The organism is Pseudomonas sp. NPDC087814, from assembly GCF_044742865.1.
Classification (GTDB): Bacteria; Pseudomonadota; Gammaproteobacteria; order Pseudomonadales; family Pseudomonadaceae; genus Aquipseudomonas.
The window spans coordinates 16952-35639 of sequence record NZ_JBIUVK010000059.1 but is presented as its reverse complement, the minus strand read 5'-3'; the positions used below and the strand labels follow the sequence as shown (position 1 = coordinate 35639).

The window sequence follows — 18688 nt, the reverse complement described above, 5'->3', positions numbered from 1 at the left end:
CTCGCGCTCGACCAGGGTACGGGCGGTCATCACCAGTGCGGTGTTGACGTCGGTCAGGGCCACGCCGTCGTAGAGGTTCTTCAGGGTTTCGCGCTGGATCAGGTCGCCATCGACTTCTTCCAGGCCTTCGCAGGCCTCGGTGATGATGGTGTTCAGGCGGCCCAGGTCCAGCGGTGCAAACGTACCGTCGGCCAGGGTGATGCGGATCGACGGGTGAGCTTGTACGGCAGCTTCTTCGGCCGGGGAACGTACGGCACGTTCCTTGGCGCGCGAGTCACGGTAGATCACGTAGTCGCGGGCGACTTTCTGCTCGCCGGCACGCATCAGGGCCAGTTCGACCTGGTCCTGGATTTCTTCGATGTGAATGGTGCCGCCCGATGGCATGCGACGCTTGAAGGTTGCGGTGACCTGTTCGGTCAGGCGGGCAACGGTGTCGTGGATGCGCGACGAGGCAGCAGCGGTGCCGCCTTCAACTGCAAGAAACGCTTTGGTGATCGCGACGGTGATTTTGTCATCGGTGTAAGGAACGACAGTGCCGTTACGCTTGATCACGCGCAATTGGCCGGGCGCGGTGGCGGACAGATCCAGGTTCGAATCAGCGGCCTGCGGCACGGAGCCCTGCGGGTTCTCGCGAGTTGTGTCGGTTTGCATGGGGGGTTGTCTCCACATTCTATATTTATTTGGGCACCATCACGGTGCCCACCGTTCCGTCCTGAAGCACTTACAACAGGCCAGGGGCCTGGCATAACAACTTCGGGACAGGAGGAAGGGAGCTGTTCGCGCCGCTTCCATGCCGAAGTCTTCGGTTACAAGCCTTGGGGCTCTTTACCGTATTCCTGGTGGGTGACAGTTTCGTACTGCAACACCCGTACCGTTTTCGCCTGATCGGGGCAGAAAGCGGCTGCCATCCGCGTGCGCGGTTTGGTCTTCTGAAAAAGGCTTAAGTTCACCAAACAGGAGCAAGAAAGAGCTTGAGTTTCTTGTCTGATTTGTGTTTGGTCTTTTCGCTGAAAACCCTACATGTAGGGTTTTTTTGGCGACGACCTACAAGATAATGCGTTTTGGGGGGCTTAGCAACGGACTACCTGTGGATAACGCTGTGGGTAAAATGTGTATGAAACGTGGAATGGCCGTGTAGGCCGCAGTACTGCTGCATTGCGCCGTTTGTCACCGAATATTCCGAGGTAAAAACAACCGGTTGGATTTTTGCGGGCGCGAACCCTATCACAAAAAAACACGATGTCCGAACGCATTTGCGCGCTTGTGGCAGAGGGCCGGCCCGTTGCTACAATCGGCGGTTATCCATACAGTTTATGCCTCGCCTACATGACAACTGTAGGAGCGGGCTTGCCCGCGAAGGACGTCAACGATGACGCTGGAAACCTGAATAAACGCGGCGCCCTCGAGTTTTCTCGGGCAAACCCGCCCCTACAATAATTAGAACCGAGGTAGCGCATGGAGCAAGAAGCCTGGCAGGTATTGATTGTCGAGGACGACGAGCGACTGGCCGAGTTGACCCGTGACTACCTGGAGAGCAACGGCTTGCGGGTGTCGGTGGAAGGCAATGGCGCCCTCGCGGCGGCGCGGATCATCGCCGAGCAGCCGGACCTGGTGATCCTCGACCTGATGTTGCCCGGTGAAGACGGCCTGAGCATTTGCCGCAAGGTGCGCGAGCGCTACGACGGGGTGATCCTGATGCTCACCGCGCGCACCGACGACATGGACCAGGTGCTGGGCCTGGACATGGGCGCCGACGATTACGTGTGCAAACCCGTGCGTCCACGCCTGTTGCTGGCACGCATCCAGGCCCTGCTGCGGCGCAGCGAAAGCGTCGAGCCGGCACTCCCCGAAAAACAGCGGCGCCTGCAATTCGGCCCGCTGGTGGTGGACAACGCCCTGCGTGAAGCCTGGCTGCATGAGGGCGGCATCGAACTGACCAGCGCCGAATTCGACCTGCTGTGGCTGCTGGTGGCGAATGCCGGGCGGATCCTGTCCCGGGAAGAAATCTTCACCGCCTTGCGCGGTATTGGCTATGACGGCCAGGACCGCTCCATCGACGTGCGCATCTCGCGCATCCGCCCGAAAATCGGCGACGACCCCATCCACCCACGCCTGATCAAGACCATTCGCAGCAAAGGCTACCTGTTCGTCCCCGAAGCTGCGGCTGACCTGACGCCGTGAACTCAATCTTCCTGCGCATCTACGGCGGCATGTGCGCGGCGCTGATTCTGGTGGCGTTGCTCGGCGTACTGGCCTTGCACCTGCTCAATGAAGTGCGCAGCGGCCAGTACCGCGAGCGCCAGGCCCACGGCACCTTCGCGCTGATGGGCGACAACCTGCAACCCATGAGTGCCATCGAGCGCCGCCGTGCCCTGGCAGTGTGGGAGCGCTTGCTGGGTATCCCGCTGCAATTGCAGACCGTGGCCGAGGCGCACCTGGACCTGACCCAGCGTACCCGTCTGCAACGCGGCCAGGTGTTGGTGGAGCAAACCGGGCCTCACGCGGCCAGGGTGCTGCGCTTGGTCAGTGACCAGGAGCAACTGTTGCTGACCGGTGAAGTGCAGCAAATCAGCGAACAACTGGCCCGCGCGACGATCTACCTGCTGGCCGATGAGCTGGTGCGTTTCCCGGTGGCGGAGCAACCGCAGAAACTCGCAGACCTGAAGGAAGCCAAGGGCTTTGGTTTCGAGATGCACCTGGTGATGCTCAATCAGGCTGATATGGACGAAGACCAGCGCCGCCGCGTGTCCGAAGGCGATACCGTGATGGCCCTGGGCAAGGGTGGGGATTCGATCCGGGTATTTGCCGGCATGGTCGGCACGCCGTGGGTCCTGGAAATCGGCCCGCTGTATCAGATGAATCCGTACCCGGCGCAATGGCTGATCCTGATTGCGCTGATCAGCCTGACCTTGATCGGCTTGATCGTCTATTTATTGGTGCGCCAGCTGGAGCGGCGCTTGAGTGGCCTGGAAGCCGCCGCCACGCGCATCGCCAAAGGCAGCCTGGAAGTGCGGGTGCCGGCCCGCGGCGCCGATTCGGTGGGGCGCCTGGCGGCAGCGTTCAATGGCATGGCCGAGCACCTGCAACGCCTGTTGGCAATTCAGCGCGAACTGGTGCGGGCGGTGTCCCATGAACTGCGCACCCCGGTGGCGCGCCTGCGGTTCGGCCTGGAGATGATCGGCGACGCGGCCACGCCTGAAGCGCGGCGCAAGTATATGGAGGGCATGGACAGCGACATCCAGGACCTCGATGGCCTGGTGGACGAAATGCTCACCTACGCGCGGCTGGAACAGGGGGCGCCGGCACTGAATTTCCAACGGGTCGACCTCAATGCGTTGCTGGATCAGGTGATTGATGAACTGTCACCGCTGCGCCCGGAAATCAACGTGGCGCGGGGCATCTGCCTGTCCTCGGCGCATTGGGATGATGCATGGGTGGAGGCCGAGCCGCGCTACCTGCACCGTGCCCTGCAAAACCTGGTGAGCAACGCCATGCGCCACGCCCAGGGGCAGGTGCTGATCAGTTACCAGGTGGGCCAGGTGCGTTGCCGCATCGACGTGGAAGACGACGGGCCGGGCGTACCGGAAAGTGCCTGGGAGCGGATTTTCACGCCGTTCCTGCGCCTGGATGACAGCCGGACCCGCGCGTCGGGTGGGCACGGCCTGGGGTTATCCATTGTGCGGCGGATCATCTATTGGCACGGCGGCCGGGCGTTGATCAGCAAGAGCAACAATCTGGGTGGCGCGTGTTTCAGCCTGAGTTGGCCACGGGATCAGGAGAAGGTCTAGGCCTGGACGGCCACCAGGCTCAACAACTGCCCCTCATCCACCGCAAACTGCGCCTCCAGTTCCTTGCCATGGCACCATTCTGCGGACAAGTCCGTCAGCAACCGCAGCCGCGCATGGCCGGTATCCGACCACTCCAGCAACTCGGCATGCTCAAAATAAAAGCGCTTCTGCACGATCGGGTAGAGCGCCTTGAACAGGCTCTCTTTCGCCGAAAACGTCAGCGTCACCAGTTGCGCAACCTGCTCCCGCGGCCCGGCGGCCATGCGCAGCAATTCATCCGGTGTGAGGATCTCCCCGGCCAGGCGTTCCGCCCGCTCCAGGGTCAGCAGGTTCTCCAGGTCCATCCCCAGCCCGCGCCACTGTGACTTGTGGGCGACGATGGCCGCTGCATGGCCGGTGCTGTGGGTGATCGAACCGCTGATGTGCGCGGGCCAGACCGGCGCGCGGTCCTCGCCGATCGCCGGCACGCAATCCAGCCCGTCCAGCTGTTGCAGGGCCGCGCGGGCGCACAGGCGACCGGCCAGGAACTCCGCCTGCCGCTTGGCCACCGAACGCTGGATGCTCGCGGGTGGCGGCACGGCGCTGCGCTGGAAATCGCCGATGGCCAGCAGGGCCGGGTCAAAACGGGTGCTCAGCAAGACCGTGCCGGGCAAGGCATCGGGCAACGGCCAATGGGCATCAAGTGGGGTGCAGCAGGCGGGTAGGGAATTCATGCCGGGTATTTTGCCGAGTTGCAGGGCCGCTGGATAGCCTGCGGCCGGGGATACGTAAATAACTCTTTACACAGTAGCCGGCCTCGGTTCAGCCCAGGTTCAGAGAGTGTTCAGGGGGAGTTCAGGGGCGTCTGCGTAGTCTGGCCCCGTACCCAAAGCCCAAGCGTATGAGGTAGCACCATGACTGCGATCAAGAAGCTGATGTTGGCCTTAACCATGCTCAGCGCCACCGCTGGCGTCCAGGCCTCTGATTCGAGTTTCGCGGGTTTCTCCAAGGAGAAGAGCAAAAAGCCCTACAGCCTTCTCCAGCGGGTGAGCTTCGAGGATGCCGGTGAACAGGCGGCTCCATGGGGCCAGTCCCTGGGCCAGCACACCCCGCAGTCAGACTATCGCGTGGGCAACGAAAACCTGTCAGGTCACTTCAACGGCAGTAAATTGCGCCAGCAAGACCTGCAGGGCCGCTATGATATACCCCAGTTGGAAAGTTGATTTGCCTTGGAGAGCTTTATGAAATTGCTGGTTGTCGAAGATGAGGCGTTGCTGCGCCATCACCTGTTGACCCGCCTTACCGACAGCGGTCACGTGGTCGAGGCCGTCGCCAATGCCGAAGAGGCGCTGTACCAGACCGGGCAATTCAACCACGACCTGGCGATCATCGATTTGGGCCTGCCCGGCATGGGCGGCCTGGACCTGATCCGCCAATTGCGCGCCCAGGCCAAGACCTTCCCGATCCTGATCCTGACCGCCCGTGGCAACTGGCAGGACAAGGTTGAAGGCCTGGCAGCGGGTGCCGACGACTACGTGGTCAAGCCGTTCCAGTTCGAAGAGCTGGAAGCGCGGATGAACGCACTGTTGCGCCGCTCCAGCGGTTTCACCCAATCCACCATCGTCGCCGGGCCGTTGCTGCTGGACCTCAATCGCAAGCAGGCGTCCCTCGACGAACAGCCACTGGCGCTGACCGCCTACGAATACCGCATCCTCGAATACCTGATGCGGCATCACCAGCAAGTGGTCGCCAAGGACCGCCTGATGGAACAGCTCTACCCCGATGACGACGAGCGTGATCCGAACGTGATCGAAGTGCTGGTGGGCCGCCTGCGCCGCAAGCTGGAAGGCCCGGCGGGTTTCAAACCGATCGACACCGTGCGTGGCCTGGGCTACCTGTTCAATGAGCGCTGCCGTTGATTCGCTCGCTACGTGTACGTTTGATGCTCGCGGCCACCATCCTGGCCGTGCTGTTTATGCTGGCCTTGTTGCCGGCCATGCAGGGCGCCTTCAGCCTGGCCCTGCAGGACTCCATCGAGCAGCGCCTGGCGTCGGATGTCACGACGCTGATTTCGGCTGCCCGGGTTGAAAACAATCGCCTGCTGATGCCCGCGCAGCTGCCGGACGAGCGTTTCAACCTCACCGACAGCCGCCTGCTGGGCTACATCTATGACCGCGAAGGCCATCTGGTCTGGCGGTCGCGCGCCACACAGGAAGAGAACATCAACTACAAGCCGCGCTATGACGGGCGCGGCAACGAATTTGCGCGGATCCGCGAGGCCAACGGCCAGGAATTTTTTGTCTATGACGTCGAGGTCAAGCTGCTGGGCGGCAAGAGCGCGGCGTTCAGTATCGTCGCCCTGCAACCGGTGCGTGAATACCAACTGACCCTCGAAGGCCTGCGGGAAAACCTCTACCTGGGCTTCGGCGCCGCCTTGCTGGTGCTGCTGACCCTGTTGTGGCTGGGCCTGACCTGGGGCCTGCAGGCGCTGCGCCGGCTGAGCCAGGAACTGGATGAAATCGAAGGTGGTACCCGGGAAAGCCTCAGCGAGCAACACCCGCGCGAGCTGCTGCGCCTGACCGGCTCCCTGAACCGGTTGCTCCACAGCGAGCGGGAGCAACGCACCCGTTACCGCGATTCCCTGGATGACCTGGCCCACAGCCTGAAAACCCCGTTGGCGGTGCTGCAAGGCGTGAGTGAAGACATGGCCCAGCGCCCCGAAGATCGGGACCAGGCCTGGGTACTGCAATCGCAGATCGAACGCATGAGCCAGCAGATCAGCTACCAATTGCAGCGCGCCAGCCTGCGTAAAAGCGGCCTGGTGCGCCACCAGGTGCGGCTGGAGCCGGTGCTGCAAAGCCTGTGCGACACGCTGGACAAGGTTTATCGCGATAAGGGCGTGAAGGTCGCCTTTGAACTGCCGGACGAATGCGACGTGCCGATCGAGAAGGGCGCCTTGCTGGAACTGCTCGGCAACCTGCTGGAGAACGCCTATCGCCTGTGCCTGAGCGAAGTGCGCATCACCTTGCAGGAAAGCCTGGAGGGCACCGAGTTGTGCATCGAAGACGATGGCCCCGGCGTGCCGCCGGACCAGCGTGCGCGCATCCTGCAGCGGGGCGAGCGGCTCGACCGCCAGCATCCGGGGCAGGGGATTGGCCTGGCGGTGGTCAAGGACATCATTGAAAGCTATGGCGCCCGGCTGACCCTTGGGGATTCACCGCTGGGTGGGGCTGCGTTCAAGATTCACTTCCCGGCTGTTTGATCTTTATTGGCTGTGCCGGCCTCTTCGCGAGCAAGCCCGCTCCCACATTCGATGGCATTCCCAAGGTGGAACTCGGTCAAATGTGGGAGCGGGCTTGCTCGCGAAGAGGCCAGTCGCATCAATACACACCTAGGTTTCTTGTGCTCTATAGGCCCCCGGCGTCAACCCGGTCCACTTCTTGAACGCCCGATGAAACGCCGACGGTTCGGAAAACCCCAGCTGCTCGGCGATCTCCTGCAACGACAAATCCGCCCGCCCCAAATGATAGATCGCAATGTCCCGGCGCAACTCATCCTTGAGCGCCTGAAAGCTGGTGCCTTCCTCCCGCAAATGCCGACGCAGGGTCTGCGGGCTGATATGCAGGTGCTGGGCGACGGCTTCGAGGTCGGGCCAGGGCGTGCGGTCGCGGCTCAATAGGCGGCGCAATTGGCTGCTCAGGCTGTCGCCTTCATCCGGCCGCGACAGCAGGTCGGCCGGGGAGCGTTCGAGGAAATGCTTGAGGGTGCGCTCGTCCTGCAACAACGGCAGGCTCAGGTAGCGGCTGGGGAACACCAGGCTGCTGGTGGGCGCCGCGAATACCTGCGGGCAGGGGAACAGCAAGTCGTACTCACCGGCGTGGGGCGGCGTCGGGTAGCTGAAGGTGGCCTGGTGCAGGCGGATGCGCTGGCCAATCAGCCAACTGCCGAGGCGATGCCAGATCACCAGCAGGCATTCGCTGAGGAAGTGATCCGGGTCCCAGAGTTGCGAATCGTCCAGGCTCAGGCGGGCCATTTCTCCTTCACGTGTCAGACGCCAGCGCGGACCCTGCGGGAATAGGCTATAAAATAATAAGCCGCGTTCCAGAGCCTTCTCCAGGGTGCGGCAGTGAATCAGCGCGTGGCACATCATGGCGAAAGTGCCGCGCTTGCTCGGGCCTTCGGCGAAGCCCAGGTATTCGTCATCCAGCGCCAGCCACAGCATTTGCAACAACTGGGTGAATTGCTCGGGGGCGATGCGGGCGCGGGGCTCGCTCAGCAGTTCCGCAGTGATGCCGACCTGCTGCAGCAGGCCTGAATAATCGTAGCCGGCCCGGCGAGCACCGCCGAGGGCGGCTCGGGCGTAGTGACTAGCGATGGTTCGTTCACGCATGAGGGGCCTCGTCCATTGAGTGGCGGATGTTAGCCACCCCGGGCGGGTGCAACAAGGCGGATATCCGCCAAATTGTAGGACGAGATCAGGCGAGCAGGCGGAAATCCGCCACTGTCTGTAGGCATAACCTTAAGCTGGAAATCGCCCGAGCGCTGATGTCTAAAGGCCTTCAGGGAGTTTCAGCAGAAGTGGCACGACGCTTGCGATACAGAGCGCAGGGAGACCGCCTCGAGCAGGCTCTCAAACAACAAATCCCTCCAGTGCAGGAGGGTTCGCAATTCAAGTGTCGTGGGCAATGGCGGATATTTGCCACACGGGACGATTGAGGAACTTTGCAATGACGACTCGTCAGCCACTGTACAAATCCCTGTATTTCCAGGTGATCGTTGCAATCGTTATCGGTATTTTGCTCGGTCACTTCTACCCGCAGACCGGCGTGGCCCTCAAGCCACTGGGTGACGGCTTTATCAAGCTGATCAAAATGGTCATCGCCCCGATCATCTTCTGCACCGTTGTCAGCGGCATCGCTGGCATGCAAAGCATGAAATCGGTCGGCAAGACCGGCGGCTACGCGCTGCTGTACTTCGAAATCGTCTCCACCATCGCCCTGCTGATCGGCCTGGTCGTGGTCAACGTCGTGCAACCGGGCGCCGGCATGCATATCGACGTGGCTACCCTGGACGCCTCCAAAGTCGCGGCTTACGTGACTGCCGGTGCCGACCAGAGCATCGTTGGCTTCCTGCTGAACGTGATCCCGAACACCATCGTTGGCGCGTTCGCTACCGGTGACATCCTGCAAGTGCTGATGTTCTCGGTGATCTTCGGTTTCGCCCTGCACCGCCTGGGTGCCTACGGCAAGCCGGTGCTGGACTTCATCGATCGTTTCGCCCACGTGATGTTCAACATCATCAACATGATCATGAAGCTCGCGCCACTCGGTGCCCTGGGCGCCATGGCGTTCACCATCGGTGCCTACGGCGTAGGTTCGCTGGTGCAGCTCGGTCAGCTGATGATCTGCTTCTACATCACCTGCATCCTGTTCGTGGTGCTGGTGCTGGGCGCCATCTGCCGCGCACACGGCTTCAGCGTCCTGAAACTGATCCGCTACATCCGTGAAGAACTGCTGATCGTACTGGGTACTTCCTCGTCCGAATCCGCACTGCCACGCATGCTGATCAAGATGGAACGTCTGGGCGCCAAGAAGTCGGTAGTCGGCCTGGTTATCCCGACTGGCTACTCCTTCAACCTGGACGGTACTTCGATCTACCTGACCATGGCTGCCGTGTTCATCGCCCAGGCGACTGACACCCACATGGACATCACCCACCAGATCACCCTGTTGCTGGTACTGCTGCTGTCGTCCAAGGGCGCTGCTGGCGTGACCGGTAGTGGTTTCATCGTACTGGCCGCTACCCTGTCGGCTGTTGGCCACCTGCCGGTTGCCGGCCTGGCGCTGATCCTGGGTATCGACCGCTTCATGTCCGAAGCCCGCGCACTGACCAACCTGGTTGGCAACGCTGTTGCAACCCTGGTTGTGGCCAAGTGGGTCAAGGAACTGGACGAAGACAAGCTGAAAGTCGAACTGGCTTCCGGTGGTCGCGGTATCTCCGACACCCGTGAAGAAGACGACCTGGGCGTGGCCGAAGGCCCGGCTCCAACCGCCGTCAAGTAAGGCTGCAGCGTTTGTGAAAAACCCATCTTCGGATGGGTTTTTTTATGCCTTCGGGAAGCATCAGTCACTTCGGATGATGGTTTATGTGATTGCCGCCGACCGCCGGGTTTGCCTACTCTGTGGCCAATCGAATCGGAATCGGAGTCCGCATGTCAGGTCCCTTGGCGTCCCTCAAAGTACTGGATTTCTCCACCTTGCTGCCGGGGCCGTTCGCCTCGTTGCTGCTGGCCGACATGGGCGCCGAGGTGTTGCGCATCGAATCCCCCACACGCATGGACCTGCTGCGAGTACTGCCGCCCCATGACCAGGGCGTGTCGGCCAGCCATGCCTATCTGAACCGCAACAAACGCAGCCTGGCCCTGGACCTCAAGCAGGTCGAGGCGGTGGCGATTGTGCGGCAACTGGTGGCGGACTACGACATCGTCCTCGAGCAGTTCCGCCCCGGGGTCATGGAGCGCCTGGGCCTGGGTTACGAGGCGTTGAAGGCGATCAACCCAAAGCTGATCTACGTCTCCATCACCGGCTACGGCCAGACCGGCCCCTACAAGGATCGCGCCGGCCATGACATCAATTATCTGGCCCTGGCAGGCATTGCCAGCTACACCGGGCGCCAGGACAGCGGGCCGTTGCCCTTGGGTGTGCAGTTGGCGGATGTGGGGGGCGGCTCGTTGCACGCGGTGATCGGTTTGCTGGCGGCGGTGATTGCCCGGCAGCACAGTGGGGTGGGGCAATACCTGGACGTGAGCATGACCGACTGCGCCTTCAGCCTGCATGCCATGGCCGGCGCCGGTTACCTGGCGTGCGGCGTGGAGCCGGCGTGGGAGAACCAGGTGCTCAATGGCGGCAGTTTCTATGACTATTACCGATCGCGGGAAGGACGCTGGTTGTCGGTGGGCAGTCTGGAGCCGGCGTTTATGCAGCAGCTGTGTACGGCGCTTGGCCGCCCTGAATTGGCGGCAATGGGCCTATCGCCCAAACCCGAGCAGCAGAAAGCCCTCAAGCTGGCGCTGCAGGTCGAGTTCGAGAAACGCAGCTTTGATGAGCTGTGTGAGCTGTTTGCCGGGATTGATGCGTGTGTCGAGCCGGTGCTGAATCTGAGCGAGGCCGTTGAACACCCGCAGTTGAAAGCCCGGGAGCTGGTCAGCCAGGTGCCGCGGGGCGATGGTTCCAGCCAGGCGCAAATGGCCTGCCCGCTGAAGTTTTCCGAGGGCTTGCCGGCGGCCAGGCACATAGGCGCGGCGGTGGGCGCTCACAGCGATGAGGTGTTGGCGGAGTTGGGCTTCAGTGCTCAGCAGATAGATGATTTGCGGCGTGCCAAGGTAGTTCAGTAGCGCCTGGGCCGGCCCCTTCGCGAGCAAGCCCGCTCCCACATTCAACCGAGTTCCATCGTTGGAATGCGATCAAATGTGGGAGCGGGCTTGCTCGCGAAGGGGCCCTTAAATCCACCACAAACCTCACTCGACGCGGGTTTCCCCGGTAAACACCAAAGTCTGCCGGCACCTGCGGCACAAATACCGCCGCCCCTGGCCCACCAACCCGTGACGCTGGGGCGAAAACGGGAAGTCACTGTCGGCACACGGACAGCGGTAGATATACCGCGTCACGCGCCGCCGCTGGATTTCATAGGTGTGGCAGCGGTCCGGCGGCAGTTCGTAAACCCCACGCATGATCAACTGCCATTCCTCGCCATGGGGCTGGATGCGCTCGCCGAACAATTGGTGGGCAATCAGGTGGGCCACTTCATGGGCGACTGTCTGTTTAAGGAAGTGTTGGCTGTTTTCACGGTAGAGCTGCGGGTTGAAGCGCAGCAGGTTCTCGTGCAAATGCGCGACACCGGCCTTCTGGCCCCGCAGCTTGAGGCTGACCTGGGGGCGTTTGAAGCTTCGTTTGAAAAAGGATTCGGCTTGCAGGAAACAATCTTCGACGCGGGTATTGAGTTGCTCGGGCATGCTGTACATATCTCCAGAGACGTCCAGTATGCCGCAAACAAGGGTGTATCCGAATCTGTCAGGCGCCGAATGGTCATGCATAACGCACAAAGCCACCTTGCGGTGGCTTTTCCTGCGGGTAAACCGCGTCAGTTGGTGTAGATCGGGCCTACGCCCAGCCCCCAGACGATCACGGTAAAGGCCATGATCGCCACCAGCACCACCAGGCCTACCGCCAGTACCGAGCTGGAAAACAGGAAGCCCTCGTCCGGGTGGATGTTCATGAAGGTCGGCAGCCCCACGTACAGCAGATACACCGTGTAGCAAATGGCCGCCGTGCCCACCACCATGCCCAGCCACATATGCGGGTACAGCGCCGCCAGCCCGCCGATAAACAGCGGTGTCGCGGTGTAGGTGGCAAACGCCACGCAGCGCGCCATGCTGGGGTTGGCGTCATAGGTGCGGGCCATCCAGTGAATGAACGCGCCCATCACCGCCACGCCGCCGAGCATCGCCGCGTAGGACATGAGGGTCATCCACAACGCGCTTTCCACCGTCAGCATCACCGGGGCGCGGCTGCCGATGACCCAACCCACCTGAGTGGTACCGATAAAGGCTGAGACAGCGGGGATGGCCGCGAGAATCAGCGTGTGGGTGAGGTACATGTGGCCGATGCTTTCTTCTTTATCGCCACGAATTTCCCGCCATTCCTGATCGGGGTGGGTGAAAAGTCCCACGACGTGATGGATCATGCCAGTCACTCCTGTCGTTATTACCATCGCCCCCCAGCGGAGCGCCCACGGGCCAATTGGCCTGAAAGGTCTGGATATATGTGCGACCTTATGTCGCAGTATAGGAAGTGATGACCGGAAAAAGTGTGGGGCTTTAGAGCAAATTGCGCTGTAAACATTGGGCTTAATCGCGGCGGGGTCTGTTGATTGGAATGCGGTCAACTGTGGAAGCGGGCTTGCTCGCGAATGCGGTGGGTCAGCTAAACACCTGGCGAATGACACTTCGCGTTCGCGAGCAAGCCCGCTCCCACATTGGAACTCGGTCGTCCATCCCGGTAAAATACCCGGCTTTTCGTCACACACCTTTCGCGGATCCAAGCGCCATGGGCACTCTTACGGTCAACCAGAACAAACTGCAAAAACGCCTGCGTCGCCTGGCCGGCGAGGCAGTCGCCGATTTCAATATGATCGAAGAGGGCGACAAGGTCATGGTCTGCCTGTCCGGCGGCAAGGACAGCTACACCATGCTCGACGTGCTGATGCACCTGCAAAAGGTCGCGCCGATCAAGTTCGACATCGTTGCCGTGAACATGGACCAGAAGCAGCCGGGTTTTCCCGAGCATGTGCTGCCGGCCTACCTCAAGGAATTGGGGATCGAGTACCACATCGTCGAGAAAGACACCTATTCGGTGGTCAAGGAGCTGGTCCCGGAAGGCAAGACCACCTGCTCGCTGTGCTCGCGCCTGCGCCGTGGCACGCTCTATACGTTTGCCGACGAAATCGGCGCGACCAAGATGGCCCTCGGTCATCACCGCGATGACATCGTCGAAACCTTCTTCCTCAACATGTTCTTCAACGGCAGCCTCAAGGCCATGCCGCCCAAGCTGCGGGCCGATGACGGGCGCAACGTGGTGATCCGCCCACTGGCGTACTGCCATGAGAAGGACATCCAGGCCTACTCCGACCTCAAGCAATTCCCGATCATCCCGTGCAACCTCTGCGGCTCCCAGGAAAACCTGCAGCGCCAGGTGGTCAAGGACATGCTCCAGGATTGGGACCGCAAGACCCCGGGCCGCGTCGACAGCATCTTCCGCAGCTTGCAGAACGTGCAGCCGTCGCAGTTGGCTGACCGTAACCTGTTCGACTTCACCAGCCTGCGTATCGACGAAAGTGCGGCGTCGCGCTTCGTCAACGTAGTGAACCTCTGAGTGTTTTCACCGCTCTGACAGACGGCGCTCCTGGGCGCCGTTTTCATTTCAATCCTTAGGAGAGGGCATGCGCGATTACAAGTGGCTGCACGAATATTGTCTGAACCGGTTTGGTTCGGCGGCCGAGCTGGAAGCCCACCTGCCTGTGCCCCTGACCCCGGCGAAACTGCGCAAGATCAGCGATGACCGCTACCTGTCGACCCTGTCGCTGCGGGTGTTTCGTGCCGGCCTGAAGCACAGCGTGGTGGACGCCAAGTGGCCGGCCTTCGAGCAGGTGTTCTTTGGGTTTGACCCGGAAAAAGTCGTACTCATGGGCGCCGAGCACCTGGAGCGGCTGATGCAGGACACGCGCATCATCCGTCACCTGGGCAAGCTCAAGAGCGTGCCGCGCAATGCGCAGATGATTCTGGATATCGAGAAGGAAAAAGGCAGCTTCGGCGGGTTTATTGCCGACTGGCCGGTGACCGATATCGTCGGCCTGTGGAAGTACCTGAGCAAGCACGGCCACCAGTTGGGCGGGCTGTCGGCGCCGCGCTTTTTGCGGATGGTGGGCAAGGACACGTTCGTGCCGAGCTATGACGTGGTGGCGGCGCTGAATGCGCAGAAGATCGTCGACAAGGTGCCCACCAGCCTGCGGGACCTGGCCACGGTGCAGGGCGCATTCAACCAGTGGCATGCCGAGAGCGGGCGGCCGATGTGCCAGTTGTCGATGATGCTGGCTTACACCGTGAATCATTGATACCGGGTTGATGCCATCGCAGGCAAGCCAGCTCCCACACTTGGAATGCATTCCTCTGTGGGAGCTGGCTTGCCTGCGATAGCGGCAGGTCAGGCACTACAAAAGCATCAGGCAGGCAATCCTTCCCCCGCCAACCGCCGATTCAGCTGATGCCGGTACCGCACATACATCAACGCCGTGCAGAACACCGCCAGGCTCGCCAGCATTTCCAACACACCAAACCACTGCCGGTTCGGGTCATACGCCGCCAGCGCGCCCTTGATGAAATACAGGTTCACCACAAAGCACATCCATGAATGCCCGCGCGCGCTGCCCAGGATCATCCCCGGCGCCAGCAACAGCAGCGGCACCAATTCGATCAGCAGAATCACCCACGGCCGCGCGCCATGCAGATCGGCGAACGCCAGGTAGTAGGCACACAGCAGCCCCACCAATCCCAGGAACGCCAGCAGGCTCAACGCCCGCATCGCCTTGACCCGTGGCTCCAGCCAGGCCTGGAGCGGCAGTAGCTTAGGCTTCCTGGCCACGGCCGTTCTCCAGTAGCGCAGCGGTCTTCGCCAGGCGCAGGCCGAGTGCGCGGCACAGGGCGATCTCGTGTTGATCCAGCGCACGCTTGCCGTCGGCACCGGAATGGTGGCTGGCGCCATAAGGCGTACCGCCGCCCTTGGTGTCGAGCAGCGCCTGTTCACTGTAGGGCAGTCCGGTGATCAGCATGCCGTGGTGCAGCAGCGGCAGCAGCATCGACATCAGCGTGGTCTCCTGGCCGCCGTGCAGGCTGGCGGTGGAGGTGAACACACCCGCCGGCTTGCCGACCAGGGCGCCGGTCAGCCACAGGTTGCTGGTGCCGTCGAGAAAGTACTTGAGCGGCGCGGCCATGTTGCCGAAACGGGTCGGGCTGCCCAGCGCCAGGCCTGCGCAGTTCTTCAGGTCGTCGAGGCTGCAGTACAGCGGGCCGTCGACCGGAATGTCCGGCGCCACGGCCTCGCATTCACTGGAGATGGCCGGCACGGTGCGCAGCCGCGCCTCAAGCCCGGCTTGCTCGATGCCCCGGGCAATCTGCCGGGCCATTTCGCTGACTGAACCGTTGCGGCTGTAATACAACACCAGCACATACGGCGCACTCACGAAACCAGCTCCAGGATGTTCTCCGGTGGGCGGCCGATCACGGCCTTGTCGGCGGTGGCGAGGATCGGGCGCTCCATCAGTTTCGGATGAGCGGCGATGGCAGCGATCAACTGTGCTTCGCTGAGGCTGGTGTCACCCAGGTTGAGGGTTTTATATTCGTCCTCGCCGGTACGCAGCAGTTGCCGCGCGCTGATGTTCAGCTTGCCCAGCAGGGCCTGCAATTGCGCGGCGTCGAGCGGGGTTTCCAGGTAGCGCACCACCGTCGGTGTGAGGCCACGGGCTTCCAGCAGTTCGAGCGCACCGCGGGATTTCGAGCAGCGCGGGTTGTGATAAAGCGTCAGATCGGTCATGTGCGGGTCGCATCTTGCGTAAGGTGGCGGGTATTCTACCCGCGCTGCGCCGCGTCCTTAAACCATGAGAGGCGATAGGCCGCAGCCAACGTTCATTTTTACGAAGGATTACCCCATGACGAGGCGACTGTTAGGCGCATTGGCAATCATCGGCACACTGCTGCTCAGCGGCTGTGGCAATGATTATGGCGTTGACCAATATGGTCAGAAAGTGGCCGCCGAACGCCTGGACAAGCAATGGCTGGTGGTTAACTACTGGGCCGAATGGTGTGGCCCGTGCCGTACCGAAATCCCGGAACTCAACGCTTTGGCCGAACAGCTCAAGGGCCAGTCGGTGGGGGTGTTCGGGGTGAATTTCGACAACGTCCAGGGTGAAGAGCTCAAGAGCGCCAGCGAGAAGCTGGGCATCAAGTTCACCGTACTGGCGCAGAACCCGGACGGGATCTTCGACATTCCCCGCAGTGAAGCCCTGCCGGTGACCTACATCATCGATGACAAGGGCAAGGTGCGCGAGCAACTGATGGGTGAGCAGACGGCGGAAGGGGTGTTGGCCAAGCTCAAGGCGTTGCGCGGATAAAAAATGTGGGAGCGGGCTTGCTCGCGAATGCGGTGTGGCAGTCACCGGATACATCGACTGATCCACCGCTTTCGCGAGCAAGCCCGCTCCCACATTTAGATGTGTTGCGCCTTCAGATCAGCCTTCTTCCAGCCACAACCGCAACGGCTTGCCATCCGCCGGCCAGAAGCGGGTCTGTTCGATCGGCGAAATGTCCCAGCGCTGCACGCCCTGCAGGGCCTGGAAGAAGCGGTGCTCCTGCTCCATCAGCGCTTCGGCGCAGAGTTTGCGGGTGCTGCCGACCTTGCCGAAGCTCAGCTTGTCGCCGTCCAGGGTGTAGGGCGCAAACCAATGGTTGCAGCCACCATTGCCATAGGCCCGGCCATCGGCGCCGAGGGTCACGGTCAGGTGGGCGTAATCCATCAGCGGCCGCTCACCGATCCATTCCACTACGTAGCTGTGATCCTGCTTGAGCTTGACCTCGTCGCTGGCGCAGCCCGCAAGGCCTGCGCCGAGCACGGCCAGCATCAGCAGGGCTTTCATTGCGCGGCCTGCTGGCATTTCGGGCAGCGGTGCTTGTCACCCAGGGTGGCCCAGCCCAACTCGGTAACCCGTGCAGTGGCGGCCGGTTGCAGCGGCTCCTTGGTCAGCTTGGTTTCCACCGCGAATTCAAACTCCAGCACGTTGTCGCAGCTGTCGCAGTTGACCTTCCAGGTGTGAATCTCCAGTTCGCCGAATTTCGGCCCCTGGGCCATGGCGACCCACTGGCCCGCCGGGCGGATGGAGTAGCGCGCATCGCCTTCGACGGTCAGGCGCATCGACAGGGTTTTGCTGCCGCGCAGGGTGACGATCAGAACGTCGCCGTTCTTGATCGAGCCACCGTTGCCGGTGACTTGATAACGGCCCGGCACCAGGGCCCGGCATTCGATCAGGGTGTGTTGCGGGCTCAGCAAGCTGAAGCGGAAATCGTGTTCGGCCATGGATCCTCCAAATAGGCGCGGCATCCTATCATGCGCCGCTACCCATCATGGCGCGGCTATGTGACCGCTGATCATCCTTCGACGAGGTTTTGCGCCTGCCCGCCAGCCCACGCCGCGATGTTGGCCAGGGTGGTGCCGGCAATCGCCCCCAGCGCCTCGCGGGTCAGGAAGGCCTGGTGCGCGGTGATGATCACATTGGGGAAGGTCAGCAGGCGCGCCAATACGTCGTCTTGCAGGGGCAGGTCCGAGCGGTCTTCGAAAAACAGCTGGGCCTCTTCTTCATACACATCCAGCCCCAGATAGCCGAGCTGGCCATCCTTGAGTGCGTCGATCAGCGCCGGGGTGTCCACCAGGCCGCCGCGCCCGGTGTTGATGAGCATCGCGCCGGGCTGCATATGGGCGAGGCTTTGGGCGTTGATCAGGTGTTTGCTGTCCGCCGTCAGCGGGCAATGCAGGCTGATGATCTGCGATTCGCCCAGCAACTGCGGCAGGCTCACATACCGGGCGCCAAGGGCCTCGACCTGCGGATTGGGGTAGGGATCGTACGCCAGCAGCCGGCAGCCGAACCCGGCCATGATCTTGGCGAATGTGGCGCCGATCTGCCCGGTGCCGACCACGCCGACGGTCTTGCCCACCAGGTCGAACCCGGTCAGGCCGTGCAGGCTGAAGTCACCGTCGCGGGTGCGGTTGTAGGCGCGGTGCAGGCGGCGATTGAGGGCCAGGATCAACGCGACCGCATGTTCGGCCACCGCATGGGGCGAGTAGGCCGGCACCCGCACGATGGTCAGGCCCAGGCGCTTGGCGGCGGGCAGGTCGACATGGTTGTAACCGGCGGAACGCAGGGCGATCAGGCGGGTGCCGCCGCTGGCCAACTGCTCCAGCACCGGGGCGCTGAGGTCATCGTTGATAAAGGCGCAGACCACTTCGTGGTGTTCGGCCAGGGCCACGGTGTCGAGGTTCAGCCGGGCCGGCTGGAATTGCAACTGCATGCCTTCGGGCAGCGGTTGGGCGAGAAAGCTGTCGCGGTCGTAGGTCTGGCTGCTGAAGAGGATGATGCGCATCAAATATTCCTTCTTGATGATGGAAAGCTGCTTTTGTGGCGAGGGGGCTTGTCTGTGGTGAGGAAGCTTACTGTGGCGAGGGAGCTTGCTCCCGCTGGGCTGCGCAGCGGCCCCCAAAAACAGGGGGGGGGACGCACAAAAACGGGTGCAAACACCCCAACCACAACAACCCACACACAAC

The 18688-nt window shown here is 62.0% G+C and carries 21 protein-coding genes; 10 read left to right on the top strand and 11 right to left on the bottom strand.

Annotated features, from left to right (window positions below):
• Positions 1-651: ATP cone domain-containing protein (locus ACIOMR_RS27585; protein WP_401197479.1), on the bottom strand; the 651-nt coding region annotated here is incomplete at its 3' end.
• An 804-nt stretch (positions 652-1455) separates the two neighbouring features.
• Here ACIOMR_RS27585 and ACIOMR_RS27580 point away from each other — a divergent pair.
• Together ACIOMR_RS27580 and ACIOMR_RS27575 are read left to right on the top strand one after the other, a co-directional pair.
• The gene (locus ACIOMR_RS27580) at positions 1456-2181 is read left to right on the top strand and encodes a response regulator (protein ID WP_008435295.1); all 726 of its coding nucleotides are present in this window, start codon (positions 1456-1458) and stop codon (positions 2179-2181) included.
• Positions 2178-3788 (top strand): ATP-binding protein, encoded by a 1611-nt coding sequence (locus ACIOMR_RS27575; RefSeq protein WP_401197475.1) that lies wholly within the window; start codon positions 2178-2180, stop codon positions 3786-3788. Before ACIOMR_RS27580 ends, ACIOMR_RS27575 begins: the two co-directional genes overlap by 4 nt.
• Here the strand turns inward: ACIOMR_RS27575 and ACIOMR_RS27570 are convergent.
• Positions 3785-4501: a 4'-phosphopantetheinyl transferase gene (locus ACIOMR_RS27570; RefSeq protein WP_102369713.1), complete on the bottom strand. Its 717-nt coding sequence runs from the start codon at positions 4499-4501 to the stop codon at positions 3785-3787. The genes ACIOMR_RS27575 and ACIOMR_RS27570 overlap by 4 nt on opposite strands.
• Before the next feature lie 180 nt (positions 4502-4681).
• On the opposite strand from ACIOMR_RS27570, the gene ACIOMR_RS27565 reads away from it, so the two are divergent.
• The 3 genes from ACIOMR_RS27565 to ACIOMR_RS27555 are packed head-to-tail and all read left to right on the top strand — an operon-like array spanning position 4682 to position 7029.
• Positions 4682-4990, top strand: coding sequence for a hypothetical protein (locus ACIOMR_RS27565; protein WP_003214230.1), 309 nt, complete (start codon positions 4682-4684; stop codon positions 4988-4990).
• Between the two features lie 18 nt (positions 4991-5008).
• On the top strand, positions 5009-5686 hold the full coding sequence (locus ACIOMR_RS27560; RefSeq protein ID WP_003214228.1) for a response regulator transcription factor: 678 nt from the start codon (positions 5009-5011) through the stop codon (positions 5684-5686).
• Positions 5683-7029: an ATP-binding protein gene (locus ACIOMR_RS27555; RefSeq protein ID WP_023659245.1), complete on the top strand. Its 1347-nt coding sequence runs from the start codon at positions 5683-5685 to the stop codon at positions 7027-7029. Before ACIOMR_RS27560 ends, ACIOMR_RS27555 begins: the two co-directional genes overlap by 4 nt.
• 129 nt (positions 7030-7158) lie before the next feature.
• On the opposite strand, the gene ACIOMR_RS27550 is transcribed toward ACIOMR_RS27555, so the two are convergent.
• On the bottom strand, positions 7159-8157 hold the full coding sequence (locus ACIOMR_RS27550) for an AraC family transcriptional regulator (RefSeq protein WP_003214223.1): 999 nt from the start codon (positions 8155-8157) through the stop codon (positions 7159-7161).
• Between the two features lie 337 nt (positions 8158-8494).
• Between ACIOMR_RS27550 and ACIOMR_RS27545 the strand changes: the two genes are divergently transcribed.
• Together ACIOMR_RS27545 and ACIOMR_RS27540 are read left to right on the top strand one after the other, a co-directional pair.
• The gene (locus tag ACIOMR_RS27545; RefSeq protein WP_008435307.1) at positions 8495-9829 is read left to right on the top strand and encodes a dicarboxylate/amino acid:cation symporter; all 1335 of its coding nucleotides are present in this window, start codon (positions 8495-8497) and stop codon (positions 9827-9829) included.
• 149 nt (positions 9830-9978) lie between these two features.
• Complete coding sequence (locus ACIOMR_RS27540) at positions 9979-11160, top strand: CaiB/BaiF CoA transferase family protein (RefSeq protein WP_401197469.1); 1182 nt, start codon at positions 9979-9981, stop codon at positions 11158-11160.
• Between the two features lie 123 nt (positions 11161-11283).
• On the opposite strand, the gene ACIOMR_RS27535 is transcribed toward ACIOMR_RS27540, so the two are convergent.
• Both ACIOMR_RS27535 and ACIOMR_RS27530 read right to left on the bottom strand, forming a co-directional pair.
• Entirely contained in the window at positions 11284-11778 is a 495-nt protein-coding gene (locus ACIOMR_RS27535; protein ID WP_004371405.1) for a SprT family zinc-dependent metalloprotease, read from the bottom strand.
• A 128-nt stretch (positions 11779-11906) separates the two neighbouring features.
• Positions 11907-12509: a Yip1 family protein gene (locus ACIOMR_RS27530; protein WP_004371402.1), complete on the bottom strand. Its 603-nt coding sequence runs from the start codon at positions 12507-12509 to the stop codon at positions 11907-11909.
• A gap of 362 nt (positions 12510-12871) precedes the next feature.
• On the opposite strand from ACIOMR_RS27530, the gene ttcA reads away from it, so the two are divergent.
• Both ttcA and ACIOMR_RS27520 read left to right on the top strand, forming a co-directional pair.
• The gene (gene ttcA / locus ACIOMR_RS27525) at positions 12872-13696 is read left to right on the top strand and encodes a tRNA 2-thiocytidine(32) synthetase TtcA (protein ID WP_008435321.1); all 825 of its coding nucleotides are present in this window, start codon (positions 12872-12874) and stop codon (positions 13694-13696) included.
• Positions 13697-13763: 67 nt separating this feature from the next.
• Positions 13764-14435: a DNA-3-methyladenine glycosylase I gene (locus ACIOMR_RS27520; protein WP_004371396.1), complete on the top strand. Its 672-nt coding sequence runs from the start codon at positions 13764-13766 to the stop codon at positions 14433-14435.
• A gap of 107 nt (positions 14436-14542) precedes the next feature.
• On the opposite strand, the gene ACIOMR_RS27515 is transcribed toward ACIOMR_RS27520, so the two are convergent.
• Genes ACIOMR_RS27515 through arsC form a run of 3 tightly spaced genes read right to left on the bottom strand, consistent with a single transcriptional unit; the run spans position 14543 to position 15910 of the window.
• Positions 14543-14962, bottom strand: coding sequence for a DUF2069 domain-containing protein (locus tag ACIOMR_RS27515; RefSeq protein ID WP_401197464.1), 420 nt, complete (start codon positions 14960-14962; stop codon positions 14543-14545).
• Positions 14946-15560, bottom strand: coding sequence for an NAD(P)H:quinone oxidoreductase (wrbA, locus tag ACIOMR_RS27510; protein ID WP_004371390.1), 615 nt, complete (start codon positions 15558-15560; stop codon positions 14946-14948). The genes ACIOMR_RS27515 and wrbA overlap by 17 nt, the downstream gene beginning before the upstream one ends.
• A complete protein-coding gene (gene arsC / locus ACIOMR_RS27505; protein WP_008435325.1) occupies positions 15557-15910 on the bottom strand; it encodes an arsenate reductase (glutaredoxin) in 354 nt (117 codons plus the stop codon). The genes wrbA and arsC overlap by 4 nt, the downstream gene beginning before the upstream one ends.
• A 115-nt stretch (positions 15911-16025) precedes the next feature.
• Here arsC and ACIOMR_RS27500 point away from each other — a divergent pair, with 115 nt between their 5' ends.
• On the top strand, positions 16026-16487 hold the full coding sequence (locus ACIOMR_RS27500) for a TlpA disulfide reductase family protein (RefSeq protein WP_004371382.1): 462 nt from the start codon (positions 16026-16028) through the stop codon (positions 16485-16487).
• A gap of 117 nt (positions 16488-16604) precedes the next feature.
• On the opposite strand, the gene ACIOMR_RS27495 is transcribed toward ACIOMR_RS27500, so the two are convergent.
• From ACIOMR_RS27495 to ACIOMR_RS27485, 3 genes are all read right to left on the bottom strand, one after another.
• Positions 16605-17009 (bottom strand): META domain-containing protein, encoded by a 405-nt coding sequence (locus ACIOMR_RS27495; RefSeq protein WP_004371380.1) that lies wholly within the window; start codon positions 17007-17009, stop codon positions 16605-16607.
• A complete protein-coding gene (locus ACIOMR_RS27490) occupies positions 17006-17446 on the bottom strand; it encodes a hypothetical protein (RefSeq protein WP_004371378.1) in 441 nt (146 codons plus the stop codon). Before ACIOMR_RS27490 ends, ACIOMR_RS27495 begins: the two co-directional genes overlap by 4 nt.
• A 71-nt stretch (positions 17447-17517) precedes the next feature.
• Positions 17518-18507: a 2-hydroxyacid dehydrogenase gene (locus ACIOMR_RS27485; protein ID WP_177122872.1), complete on the bottom strand. Its 990-nt coding sequence runs from the start codon at positions 18505-18507 to the stop codon at positions 17518-17520.
• Between the last annotated feature and the right edge of the window lie 181 nt (positions 18508-18688).

Bases quoted from the DNA above. Each gene is read 5' to 3' on its own strand.
- ACIOMR_RS27485 (WP_177122872.1), bottom strand. From the start codon at position 18,507: ATGCGCATCATCCTCTTCAGCAGCCAGACCTACGACCGCGACAGCTTT.
- ACIOMR_RS27540 (WP_401197469.1), top strand. From the start codon at position 9,979: ATGTCAGGTCCCTTGGCGTCCCTCAAAGTACTGGATTTCTCCACCTTG.
- ACIOMR_RS27495 (WP_004371380.1), bottom strand. From the start codon at position 17,009: ATGAAAGCCCTGCTGATGCTGGCCGTGCTCGGCGCAGGCCTTGCGGGC.
- ACIOMR_RS27490 (WP_004371378.1), bottom strand. From the start codon at position 17,446: ATGGCCGAACACGATTTCCGCTTCAGCTTGCTGAGCCCGCAACACACC.
- ttcA (WP_008435321.1), top strand. From the start codon at position 12,872: ATGGGCACTCTTACGGTCAACCAGAACAAACTGCAAAAACGCCTGCGT.
- ACIOMR_RS27560 (WP_003214228.1), top strand. From the start codon at position 5,009: ATGAAATTGCTGGTTGTCGAAGATGAGGCGTTGCTGCGCCATCACCTG.
- ACIOMR_RS27500 (WP_004371382.1), top strand. From the start codon at position 16,026: ATGACGAGGCGACTGTTAGGCGCATTGGCAATCATCGGCACACTGCTG.
- ACIOMR_RS27565 (WP_003214230.1), top strand. From the start codon at position 4,682: ATGACTGCGATCAAGAAGCTGATGTTGGCCTTAACCATGCTCAGCGCC.
- arsC (WP_008435325.1), bottom strand. From the start codon at position 15,910: ATGACCGATCTGACGCTTTATCACAACCCGCGCTGCTCGAAATCCCGC.
- ACIOMR_RS27545 (WP_008435307.1), top strand. From the start codon at position 8,495: ATGACGACTCGTCAGCCACTGTACAAATCCCTGTATTTCCAGGTGATC.
- ACIOMR_RS27570 (WP_102369713.1), bottom strand. From the start codon at position 4,501: ATGAATTCCCTACCCGCCTGCTGCACCCCACTTGATGCCCATTGGCCG.
- ACIOMR_RS27530 (WP_004371402.1), bottom strand. From the start codon at position 12,509: ATGATCCATCACGTCGTGGGACTTTTCACCCACCCCGATCAGGAATGG.
- ACIOMR_RS27550 (WP_003214223.1), bottom strand. From the start codon at position 8,157: ATGCGTGAACGAACCATCGCTAGTCACTACGCCCGAGCCGCCCTCGGC.
- ACIOMR_RS27520 (WP_004371396.1), top strand. From the start codon at position 13,764: ATGCGCGATTACAAGTGGCTGCACGAATATTGTCTGAACCGGTTTGGT.
- ACIOMR_RS27535 (WP_004371405.1), bottom strand. From the start codon at position 11,778: ATGCCCGAGCAACTCAATACCCGCGTCGAAGATTGTTTCCTGCAAGCC.
- ACIOMR_RS27580 (WP_008435295.1), top strand. From the start codon at position 1,456: ATGGAGCAAGAAGCCTGGCAGGTATTGATTGTCGAGGACGACGAGCGA.